This is a genomic window from Methylibium sp. (assembly GCF_013817365.1).
GTDB lineage: Bacteria > Pseudomonadota > Gammaproteobacteria > Burkholderiales > Burkholderiaceae_C > Methylibium.
The window spans coordinates 1-9,839 of sequence record NZ_JACDCU010000110.1 but is presented as its reverse complement, the minus strand read 5'-3'; the positions used below and the strand labels follow the sequence as shown (position 1 = coordinate 9,839).

The window sequence follows — 9,839 nt, the reverse complement described above, 5'->3', positions numbered from 1 at the left end:
GTACAGCGCTACGTGGAGCTGCACGGCGACCTGCGCCGGGTGATGGCGGTTGTGAAGGTTCGCAACAGCACGCACAGCCGCAGCCTGCGACTGTACGACATCACCGATGCGGGAATCTGCATCGGCGAGCCGACGCCGGAGATGCGGGCGCTGCTGTCCGGCCATCCGCGGCCGGCGGGCATTCCGGGTTGCGCTGGAAGCTCGGAATGAAGGCCCTCACCGCCTCCTTTCGTCCGCGCGCCTGGCTCGGACAAGCAGGCGTTGGTGGATCGTGAGGTGGTCATGGACCAACGTGACGTCGCTTTCGCCCAACGGGAAGAGGCGCTCGGGCAGCGGGAAGAAGCGGTGCGGCTGCGCGAACAGGCGGAGCAGGGGCAGGCCGCGGCGCTGGCGGCGAGTCAGGTGCAGCAGCAGGAGCTGCGCGAAGCCAACGCGCACCTGGTGTTGGCCAAACTGGAAGCCGACGCGCTGAAAGAAGCCGCCGTCACCGCGGGCAGGCGCCAAGACGAGTTTCTGGCTATGTTGGCGCACGAGTTGCGCACCCCGCTGGCGCCCATAAGCAGCGCGGCCGCCCTGCTGGCGCAAGCGGACGGCAACCCGGAAATGCTGCGTCGGATCCACGACATCGTCGCCCGTCAGGTTCATCACCTCGTGCGCCTGGTCGATCAGCTGCTGGACGTCTCGCGCGTGACGCAGGGCCGCATCGAGCTGCACAAGCGGCCCGTCGCCGTGGCCGGAATCGTCGAGCAGGCGGTGCAAATGCACCAGGCGCTGATCGACGCGCAGCGCCAGCAGCTACGGGTTCACGTCCCAGTGCAACCCCTCGTGGTGGACGGTGATCCGGTACGGCTGGTGCAGGTGGTGGGCAACCTGCTGCACAACGCCGCCAAATACACCCCCCAAGGCGGCGCCATTGCGGTGACGGCGCGCCAGGAAGGCGACGCGGTGCTCATCGATGTGCAGGACAGCGGCATGGGCATCGCTGCCGAGGCGCTGCCCCATATCTTCGAGCTGTTCACGCAGGGCGACCATTCGCTCGCGCGCAGCCAGGGCGGCCTGGGCATCGGGCTGACGCTCGTGCGGCGGCTGGCCGAGTTGCACGGCGGCAGCGTCGACGCGGCCAGCGAGGGGCCGGGCCGCGGCAGCGCCTTCACGCTCAGGCTGCCGGCCACCGCGCCGCCGTCGGCCGCGAGAACGCTGCAACAGGACGGCGCGGCAGCTTCGGGCCGGCCCGCACGCCGCATCCTCATCGTCGAGGACAACGACGACGCGCGCGAAATGCTGCGTGCCCTGCTGGAAGAAGCCGGCCACCGCCTCAGTACGCGCCCCGACGGCCCGAGCGGCTTGGCTGCGGCGCTGGCCGAGCGGCCCGAGGTCGCGCTCGTCGATCTGGGCCTGCCCGGCCTGAGCGGCCATGCGCTGGCCGAGCAACTGCGCGCGCAACCAGAAGGCCGCGACGTGCTGCTCGTCGCGCTCACCGGCTACGGCCAGCCCGAAGACCGCGCCCGCAGCGCCGCCGCCGGCTTCGATCTGCATGCGGTGAAGCCGGTGGACGTGCAGGCGCTGCTGGGGCGCATCGAAGCGGCGCTGTCGCAGCGCGAAAGCCGGACTTCACCCTGACCCTCTCGCAGAGAGAGAGGGAACAAAGCCAGGGCAGTTCTCCGAAGGGCGCACATCGCGGCTGCAAGGCGTGACGGGGCGGACCTGCCGGCTGCAACGCGTGACCTCCTTCTCCCTCCAGGAGAATCGGCTGCAGCGTGTGACTCCCTCTCCCTCTGGGAGAGGGTGGGGGTGAGGGCCGACGAAGCCGGCTCGGTCCACCGCCGCCGTGCGAACTCCACCGCTTCGCTTCGGGTGCTCAGCGGCCGCTGCGTCGGCTCGAGGCTCACAGCAGCACTGCAACGGTCATCGCCCCGGCGAAGGGCAGACAGGCTTTCGACTTTTTGTTGATTTTTTTCCCAGCCCGGAGAACGCCGGAAACGCGGGGGCGCTCATCCGTAATGCGCTCATCGGCAGATCGGGGGGCCACGGCTGCTTAAGCAGCCTTGCGCAGGTCCTTTCCCGTCGCTTTGGGCGGGTTGCCGGGCGTCTTGCGCACCCGCTTGCGTGCGGTGTGGCGCTTCCGTTCTTCGAGCAGCCCCAGCAGCCGGCATTCCGACGCTTGCAGCCCCCGCCGCGGCCGGGCTGCATCGTGCAGGCGCACGCACAGCGCAGCGCGCGAATCGGCCGCGCCGTTGATCAGCGAACCCAACTCCAGCACGTGCGGATGGATGTAGGACTTGCGCGCCACCGCAGGCGTGTTGCCGAGCCGCTTTGCCACGGCGGCCAGGACGTCCTTGGCGCTGGCGGCCGTGCCGGCGGCGGCCGCCTCGGCCGCGCAGGCCAGGCGAGTCAGCTCGAGTGCCTGCACGCTGCCGTGCCACGTGCGGAAGTCCTTGGCCGTGAAGCGCTCGCCGGTGATCCCGGCCAGGTATTCGTTGACGTCGGCCGAGTCGATGCCGTGGATGGCGCCGCTGTCGTCTTCGTACTGGAACAGCTCCTGGCCGGGCAGTTGCTGCAGGCGGCGCACGACACGTGCGACGCGCGGGTCGTCGAGGCTGGTCTGTTGCTGCACGCCGCTCTTGCCCTTGAAGGTGAGCCGCAGCAGGCTGCCGCGCACATCCACGTGGCGGTTGCGCAAGGTGGTCAGGCCGAACGAGCCGTTGCTGCGCGCGTATTCGTCATTGCCGACGCGCACGAAGGTGGTGTCGAGCAGGCGAACGAGCGTGGCGAGCACGAGCGGGCGTGGCAGCGCCGAACGGGGCGCTTCGCGCAGGTCGCGCGCAATGCGCGAGCGGATGCGCGGGAGCGCCTTGCCGAAAGCTTGCATGCGCTCGAATTTGTCGTCTCCGCGCTGCGCGTTCCACATGACGTGGTAGCGGTATTGCTTACGGCCGCGTGCATCGCGCGCGGTTGCCTGGAGGTGCCCGTTGGGGAGCGGGCAGATCCACACGTCCTGATAAGCCGGAGGAATGGCGAGTCGTCGGATGCGGTCGACCTCCTGGCGGTCGCGCAGCAAGGCGCCGTCGGGGCCGCGATAGGTGAAACCCTGGCCACGGCGCACGCGCTGGTGGCCCGGCATGGTGTCGCTCACATAGACCAGACCCGCCGGCACGGGCACCGGTGCCCTTGCGAGCTCCGGCTCGGGCTCGCTAGGAGCCCGAGCCATCGCAGTGCGCAAGGCGGACGGACGTCGCGCCCATGGTCACGGACTGGACGAACCCCGGACTCAGGGCTTCGACGCCGCCGGGCTGGCGCCCGGCGCCATGGCCGGCGGCGTGGTGGTATCCATGCCACTGGCGCCGCCCATCGGCGGCGGTGTGATGATGGCCGTGCCACCCGGCGCCATCGAGCCGGTTTCGCCTGTCATGCCCGGCGCACTGGCCGTGCTGCCGGGGCTCGGTGTGACGATGGCATCGTCGCGCTGGTCGCAGCCGGCCAGCGCGAACGCGGCGACGAGCACCGCCAGCGAGGTCGTGGTTCTTGAAGCGTTCATCGTGTGCAACTCCTGCAGTTTCGAAGGGGGTCGCTCAGCTCGCCGCCTTCATGCGGTTGCGCAGATCGCGGATCTGATCGTGGTTGCGCTTGACGCCCTGGTACTGGCGCTCGACCACGGTCTTCACCTGCGGCGGCAGGTCTTCCTTCAGGCACTCGCGGTAAGCCTCCATCGCGGAGTCTTCGCCGCGTTCGCATTCGTCGAGCATGGCCTGGTCGCTGTGGCCGGAAAGCGTGCCCTTGACCGAGACCCAGCCGCGGTGCATGGCGCCGCTCGCGCTGCCGCCGGTGTCGGGCTCGCCGCCGCACTGCTCCACGAGTTGCTGCAGTTCGCGCGCGCCTTCCTCGCATTCGCCGGCGCGCTTGGAGAACGTCGAACGCAGCGATTCGGACTTGGTGTTCTCGGCGCAGGAACGAAAGCCGTACTCGCCGTCCTTGCAGGTTTCGATCAGCTTGTTGAGGTGCTTGACGGTGTCTTTGTTGTCGGTGGTCATTTCAGATCCTTTCTGAGGGTGGAACGTCCTTGACGTTTTCGGGGCGGTATCCGCTGGCCGTTCTTGCGGCTCACGGACATACCCGGTCTTTGGCAGGCGGCATGCCCGGCGCTGCACGGCGGGAACGCGACTTGCCAGTTGTCCTGATGCACAAACCTCTGCCGGCAGCCACGCCGCGCCGCGATCCGGCACTGCCGCACATCGTCGATACCACCATGTTCTGGAGCGAAACCGGCGGCGGCGTGCGGCGCTACCTGCTGACCAAGGCCGCTTGGCTGACGCGCCAAGCGAAGTGGCGCCACACGGTGCTCGCGCCCGGCCTGCAAGGCCTGAACCGGGCGGACTGCGGCGGCCTGTCGTTGCCGCTGCCGGGCGGCTACAGGCTGCCGCTTTCGCGCAAGGCCTGTTCGGACGCGCTGGTCGCGCAAGCGCCTGACCTCATCGAAGTGGGCGACCCTTACCGCCTGGCCTGGGCGGCGCTCGATGCTGGCCAGCGCCTGGGCGTGCCGACCGTGGCCTTTTGCCACAGCGACATCGCGGCGCTGGCGGCGACGGCCGTGGGCGGCGAGGGCCTGCGTGCGCGCTGGGCGCGCCGCGCCACTGAAGCCTATGTGCGCCATACCTACCGCGACTTCGATACCGTGCTGGCCCCCAGCCGCTCGATGGCGCGCAGCCTGCAGGCCGCAGGCGTGAACAGCGTGCGGGTGCAGCCGCTCGGCGTCGACAGCCACGAATTCCATCCGCGGCGCCGCGATCCCGTCTGGCGCCACACGCTCGGTCTGGCGCCCGACCAACGCGCGCTGCTCTACGTGGGCCGCTTCGCGCCCGAGAAGAACCTGCAGCGACTGGTCGCGGCGGTGCAGCGGCTGGGCCCGCGCTACTGCCTGCTCGCAGTGGGCAGTGGGCCCACGCCCCCGCACGGCGAGGGCGTGCACGTGCTGCCCTTCGAGCCGCGCACGCGGCAGCTCGCGCGCATCTACGCGAGCGCCGATGGTTTCGTGCATGCGGGCGATCAGGAAACCTTCGGTCTGGCCGTTCTCGAGGCGATGGCGAGCGGCCTGCCGGTCGCTGTTCAGGCACGGGCCGGGCTGGCCGAACTTGTGGCCGGGGGCGCGGGCATCGGTGTGGCCTCGGAGCGTACGGGCGACTGGGCGGAAGCGATTGCGGCACTCTTTGCCAGCGAACGGGATTCGCTCGTGCAGGCCGGTCGTGCGCAAGCCGAAGCCCACGACTGGCAATGCGTGATGCCGGCGATGGTGCGCCGCTACGAACAACTCATGAACACGCACGACAGCGCGGCCCTTCTCACGCAGCCGGGTGTGCTCTGGCAGGGTGGCTGGGGACCGAAGAGCGCGGGGCAGGACCTGCCGTGAGCCGGGCGCCCGCGAGCGCAACGGCGCAGGGGCCCGCTTGAGACCGTCGCTCGCCGTGGTGTTGCACGACGCCGCGCCGGCCACCTGGGCTGCCTGCGAGCGCCTTCACCGCTGTGTGCAGCAGGTCGCGCCCGTGCCCGTCACATGGTTGGCGGTGCCGCGCTACCACGGCATGCGGCCCGATTCCTTTTTCGAGGAAAGCCTCGATATAGCGCTGGCGCGCGGTGACGAACTCGCGTTGCACGGCTACACGCACTGGGACGCCGAGCCGACGCGCGGCTGGCTCGATCACGCCCGGCGGCGCTGGTACACCGCGAGCGAAGGCGAATTCGCGGCGCTCGGACAGGCCCAGGCGGCGCAGCGGCTGCGCGCCGGCAGGCGCTGGTTCGAGCGCCGCCGCTGGCCGCTGCACGGCTTCGTGGCCCCCGCATGGCTGCTCAGCGAGGGCAGCCGCAGCGCACTCGACGCGGCCGGCTTCGACTACACGTGCACGCTTACCGGCCTGGTCGATCTGCGACGGCGCGCGACCTTGCCCAGCCGGGCCGTCGTGTACAGCACGCGCTCGGCGTGGCGGCGGTCGGTGTCGACACCGTGGAACGCCGCGGTCGCGCATCGGCAGCGCGCTGCACCGCTGTTGCGCTTCGAGCTGCATCCGGGCGATGCGGAGCACCGGTCGGTGCGGCGGTCCTGGATGGGGCTGCTCGAGCGCGCGCTGGAGGGTCGCGATGCGTTGACCTTGACGCAGGTGGTGGCGAGGTGGCGGGAAGACGAGGGGGCAATTCGAGCAAACACTCAAGGCCAACAGACCAACAGCACCGTCGCCGTGGCGAGCCCCGCCCACGCCCCCGCCAGCACATCGCTCGGGTAGTGCAAGCCCAGCACCACCCGCGAAGCGGCAACGAGCGCGGCGTAGATCCACAGCGGCACGGCCAGTGCCGGGTAGTGGTGTGAAAGGATCAGCGCGAAGGCCACCGCATGCAGCGTGTGGCCGCTCGGAAAGCTGAAGGAGTCGAGCGGGCGCGTGCAGCAGCGGATGCCGGGGCAGTCGACGAAGGGCCGGCGCCGGCCGATGTGATGTTTCAGCGCCAGGTACAGGCCCAGGTTCACCGCACCCACCGCGGCCATCTGCAGCGCTGCCACGCTGCCGTTGATGCCGCCCAGTAGGGGCAGGGGCAGCAGCAACATCACCACGACCCAGGGGCCGCCGTCGCCGAGCCGGCTGACCGCCACCAGCAACTGCAGCACGAGCGGCTGCGTGGAGGCGCGGTGCAACGAGAGGGCCCAACGCCGGTCGCGCTCGATCCAGCGGGCGCGGCGGTCGTCAGGCCAATACCGCATGCTGCACCGCCGTCTCGGCGTTGCGGGCCGCAAAGTGAAGCAAGCGGCCTTCGAAACGCCTGAGCACCGCATCCCAACCCACCGTGAGCGCAGTCTCTCGCGCATGAGCGCGCAGCGTGGGCACCAGCGCGGGGTTGTGGGCCGGGCTCGATGCGAGCCTACAGGCTTGGTCGATGAAGGCCGTCTCGTCGCCGGGTGCCGCGAGCAGGCCGTTCCGGCCGTGGCGAATGTGCTCGGCGGCGGCGGCGGCGTCGAAGGCCAGCACCGCCAGGCCCGAGGCGAGCGCTTCGAGCGTGACGTTGCCGAAAGTCTCGCTCAGGCTGGGGAACAGGAAGACATCGGCGCTCGCATAGTGCGCGGCCAGCGCGTCGCCGCGCTGCATGCCGACGAAGCGCACGGCCGGGAACGCAGCTTCTAGCCGCCGACGCAGCGGGCCGTCGCCGACCACCACCATGCGCGTGGCCGGTGCGCGCGCACGCGCCGCCTCGAAAGCGCGCAGCGCCAAGCCGACGTTTTTCTCGGCGGCGAGCCGGCCGACGTAAAGCATTACGGGTGCAGCGCCGGCGACAGGCTCTGCACTGCCCACGCCGCCAGAGGTCGCCCTGCCCGCATCGTCATCGCCCATCGGTGCGACACCCCACAGCGCTCGCAGCGCGGCGCTGCGCCGCGCCGGCGAGAAGTGCGCCGTGTCCACCCCACGGCCCTGCACCTCGATGCGCTCGAAGCCCTGCGCGAGCAGTTGCCCGCGAACCGCCCTCGTCGGCACGAAGGTGGCATCGGCATGACGGTGGAAGCGGCGCAGGTAGCCGCAGACCAGCGGTTCGAGCCAGCCCAGCCGGTAGTAGCGGCTGTACCAGTGGAAGTTGGTGCGGAAATCGGTGGTCACGGGGATGCCGAGACGGCTCGCGGCCATCACCGCCGCGCGGCCGAGCGGGCCCTGCGTGGACACGTGCACGAGCGCAGGCCGCCGGGCCGCGAAGCGCCGCTGCAGCTGGCCGGTGCTGGCCAGGCCGAGCCGCAGGTCGGGATACATCGGGATCGGTGCGCCGGCGCTGCGCCATTCATCCGGACTGCTGCTGCCTGGGGCTTCGCCGTGCTGGCGCGGCCGGATCAGTTCGACCTCGTGGCCCTGCGCGCGCAGGAAGCGTACGGTGCGCTCTACGGTCAGCGCAACGCCGTTGATCTCCGGCGGATAGGTTTCGGTGACATAGACGAGTTGCATGCGGTTCTTGGACTCGAAGCCAGGGCGGCACTTGCCGGCACAGCAACGAGCATGCCCGGCGTTTTCGACAAGGGCATGACGTTTGCCGATTCGTGGCCGGCCCGCGACCCCGCGGTCTTCTTGCCCGACCCGCAGGGGACATCACCGCCATGAGTTCACTCGTTCTCGTCCCCGGCGGCGCCGGCTTCCTCGGCAGCCACCTCTGCGAACGCCTGCTCGCGCGTGGCCACACGGTGCTGGCGCTCGATGACTTGTCAACCGGGCATCGCCGCCACGTCGGGCATCTTTCGGCGAATCCGCGCTTCCGGTTGCTGGTGCACGACCTGACGCGGCCCTTGCCGCGCGCCACCCGTTGCGCCGCGCGGGTCTACAACCTGGCCTGCCCGGCCAGCCCGGCCTACTACCAGCAGGACCCGGTGCAGACCACGCTGACCAGCGTGCTCGGCATCTGGCATTTGCTGGAGCTGTGCCAGAGCTCGGGCGCGCGGCTGCTGCAGGCCTCCACCAGCGAGGTCTACGGCGACCCGCAGGTCCACCCGCAGACCGAGGACTACGTCGGCCACGTCAACCCGATCGGCCCGCGCGCCTGCTACGACGAAGGCAAGCGCTGCGCCGAGACGCTGGCCTTCGCTTACCGCTGGCAGAGGAACGTCGAGATCCGCGTGGCGCGCCTGTTCAACAGCTACGGCCCGCGGCTGCGCCCGGGCGACGGCCGCGTGGTCAGCAACTTCATCGTGCAGGCGCTGCGTGGCGAGCCGCTCACCGTGTACGGCGACGGCCAGCAGACGCGCAGCTTTTGTTATGTGGACGACACGGTGGAAGGCCTGCTCAAGCTCATGGACGGGCCGATCGAAGGGCCGGTCAACCTGGGCAACCCGGTCGAGCACACCATCCTCGAGCTGGCCGAGGCGGTGCTGCGGCTCACCGGCAGCCGCTCCGAACTGCACCGCCATCCGCTGCCGCCCGACGACCCGCGCAAGCGCCGGCCCGACATCTCGCTGGCTCAACGGCAACTCGGCTGGGCGCCGCGCGTGTCGCTGGAAGACGGGCTCGTCGCGACCATCGAGTGGTTCCGGCGCGAACTCGATCTGCCTGCGGTAGGCGGCCTGGCGCGCAAGGCCGCATAGAGCACCGCGGTGCCCGGCACGTGATCGGCCAGCCAGGCACTGACAGGACAGGAAGACAGGCGGGACAGGAGAGGACAGGCAGACAAGCACGACGGCTCAGGACCGCGTCTGCAGCTGCCGGCTGAGCCACTGCCGCGCGCGCCGCCATGCAGTAATTGCCGGGTCGTCGGCCTGCGCAAGCGCCGCATGCGACGCCTCGGCTTCGGGCGCAGTCAGTTCGCGGCTCAGAGCAATGTCGTCGCGCAGCAGCCGTTCGATGCCGGCGCCGAAATCGCCGTCGAGCACGATCAGCGTGAGCTCCGCACCATGCAGCCGGCGGTCGAAGTCGAGCGCGCACCCCACGGCGGCCCAGACGCCGTCGATCACGCAGGTGTCGGCATGCAGCGGCATATGGCGGCGCCGGTGCAAATGTGCGCCGCTGTGCAGCAGCGCGCGGTGTCGCGCGCGCTCGGCCGGCTCGTCGCCCTCGCGCTCCGGCAGGGCCGGGAGCAGCACTTGCACCTCGACGCCGCGCGCAGATGCCCCAGTCAACGCTTCGGCGACGCTTCGCGCCGGCGTGCCGCCGATCAGCACGCGGCGCTGCGCCGCGTCGACTGCGGCCAGCAGCGCCGGCTGCAGCGGCCGGGCCTGCCAGCCGGCTTCACACGCGGCCAAGCCGGTGCGATGCGGGCCCTGCGGGCTCAGCGCCGGAAAGTAGCGGGCCTGCGGTGGCGCCCTGCCGCACTCGTGGCGCCAGTGGGCAGAAACTGGT

The 9,839-nt window shown here is 70.5% G+C and carries 10 protein-coding genes and 1 pseudogene; 5 read left to right on the top strand and 6 right to left on the bottom strand.

Annotated features, from left to right (window positions below; translation table 11 throughout):
• Positions 1 to 210, top strand: a pseudogene (locus tag H0W38_RS09010) (hypothetical protein); the annotation flags it as partial.
• Between the two features lie 72 nt (positions 211 to 282).
• Positions 283 to 1,620 (top strand): ATP-binding protein, encoded by a 1,338-nt coding sequence (locus H0W38_RS09005; RefSeq protein WP_292453016.1) that lies wholly within the window; start codon positions 283 to 285, stop codon positions 1,618 to 1,620.
• Positions 1,621 to 2,035: 415 nt separating this feature from the next.
• On the opposite strand, the gene H0W38_RS09000 is transcribed toward H0W38_RS09005, so the two are convergent.
• Genes H0W38_RS09000 through H0W38_RS08990 form a run of 3 tightly spaced genes read right to left on the bottom strand, consistent with a single transcriptional unit; the run spans position 2,036 to position 4,028 of the window.
• Positions 2,036 to 3,208, bottom strand: a complete 1,173-nt coding sequence (locus H0W38_RS09000; protein ID WP_292453014.1) for a DNA topoisomerase IB — start codon at positions 3,206 to 3,208, stop codon at positions 2,036 to 2,038.
• Between the two features lie 60 nt (positions 3,209 to 3,268).
• Positions 3,269 to 3,535 (bottom strand): hypothetical protein, encoded by a 267-nt coding sequence (locus H0W38_RS08995; protein WP_292453013.1) that lies wholly within the window; start codon positions 3,533 to 3,535, stop codon positions 3,269 to 3,271.
• A gap of 34 nt (positions 3,536 to 3,569) precedes the next feature.
• Entirely contained in the window at positions 3,570 to 4,028 is a 459-nt protein-coding gene (locus tag H0W38_RS08990) for a PA2169 family four-helix-bundle protein (RefSeq protein WP_292453011.1), read from the bottom strand.
• Between the two features lie 146 nt (positions 4,029 to 4,174).
• Here H0W38_RS08990 and H0W38_RS08985 point away from each other — a divergent pair, with 146 nt between their 5' ends.
• Together H0W38_RS08985 and H0W38_RS08980 are read left to right on the top strand one after the other, a co-directional pair.
• Entirely contained in the window at positions 4,175 to 5,401 is a 1,227-nt protein-coding gene (locus tag H0W38_RS08985) for a glycosyltransferase (protein ID WP_292453010.1), read from the top strand.
• Positions 5,402 to 5,438: 37 nt separating this feature from the next.
• A complete protein-coding gene (locus H0W38_RS08980) occupies positions 5,439 to 6,269 on the top strand; it encodes a polysaccharide deacetylase family protein (RefSeq protein ID WP_292453009.1) in 831 nt (276 codons plus the stop codon).
• Here H0W38_RS08980 and H0W38_RS08975 read toward each other — a convergent pair.
• The gene (locus H0W38_RS08975) at positions 6,194 to 6,739 is read right to left on the bottom strand and encodes a phosphatase PAP2 family protein (protein ID WP_292453008.1); all 546 of its coding nucleotides are present in this window, start codon (positions 6,737 to 6,739) and stop codon (positions 6,194 to 6,196) included. The genes H0W38_RS08980 and H0W38_RS08975 overlap by 76 nt on opposite strands.
• The gene (locus H0W38_RS08970) at positions 6,723 to 7,961 is read right to left on the bottom strand and encodes a glycosyltransferase family 1 protein (protein WP_292453006.1); all 1,239 of its coding nucleotides are present in this window, start codon (positions 7,959 to 7,961) and stop codon (positions 6,723 to 6,725) included. Before H0W38_RS08970 ends, H0W38_RS08975 begins: the two co-directional genes overlap by 17 nt.
• Before the next feature lie 149 nt (positions 7,962 to 8,110).
• Between H0W38_RS08970 and H0W38_RS08965 the strand changes: the two genes are divergently transcribed.
• Entirely contained in the window at positions 8,111 to 9,088 is a 978-nt protein-coding gene (locus tag H0W38_RS08965; protein WP_292453005.1) for a UDP-glucuronic acid decarboxylase family protein, read from the top strand.
• A 96-nt stretch (positions 9,089 to 9,184) separates the two neighbouring features.
• Here H0W38_RS08965 and H0W38_RS08960 read toward each other — a convergent pair.
• The coding region (locus tag H0W38_RS08960) for a phospholipase D-like domain-containing protein (protein ID WP_292453003.1) at positions 9,185 to 9,839 on the bottom strand (655 nt) is incomplete at its 5' end.

Excerpts from the sequence above, each read along its gene's own strand:
- H0W38_RS09005 (WP_292453016.1), top strand. The coding sequence starts at position 283 with ATGGACCAACGTGACGTCGCTTTCGCCCAACGGGAAGAGGCGCTCGGG.
- H0W38_RS09000 (WP_292453014.1), bottom strand. The coding sequence starts at position 3,208 with ATGGCTCGGGCTCCTAGCGAGCCCGAGCCGGAGCTCGCAAGGGCACCG.
- H0W38_RS08995 (WP_292453013.1), bottom strand. The coding sequence starts at position 3,535 with ATGAACGCTTCAAGAACCACGACCTCGCTGGCGGTGCTCGTCGCCGCG.
- H0W38_RS08990 (WP_292453011.1), bottom strand. The coding sequence starts at position 4,028 with ATGACCACCGACAACAAAGACACCGTCAAGCACCTCAACAAGCTGATC.
- H0W38_RS08985 (WP_292453010.1), top strand. The coding sequence starts at position 4,175 with ATGCACAAACCTCTGCCGGCAGCCACGCCGCGCCGCGATCCGGCACTG.
- H0W38_RS08975 (WP_292453008.1), bottom strand. The coding sequence starts at position 6,739 with ATGCGGTATTGGCCTGACGACCGCCGCGCCCGCTGGATCGAGCGCGAC.
- H0W38_RS08970 (WP_292453006.1), bottom strand. The coding sequence starts at position 7,961 with ATGCAACTCGTCTATGTCACCGAAACCTATCCGCCGGAGATCAACGGC.
- H0W38_RS08965 (WP_292453005.1), top strand. The coding sequence starts at position 8,111 with ATGAGTTCACTCGTTCTCGTCCCCGGCGGCGCCGGCTTCCTCGGCAGC.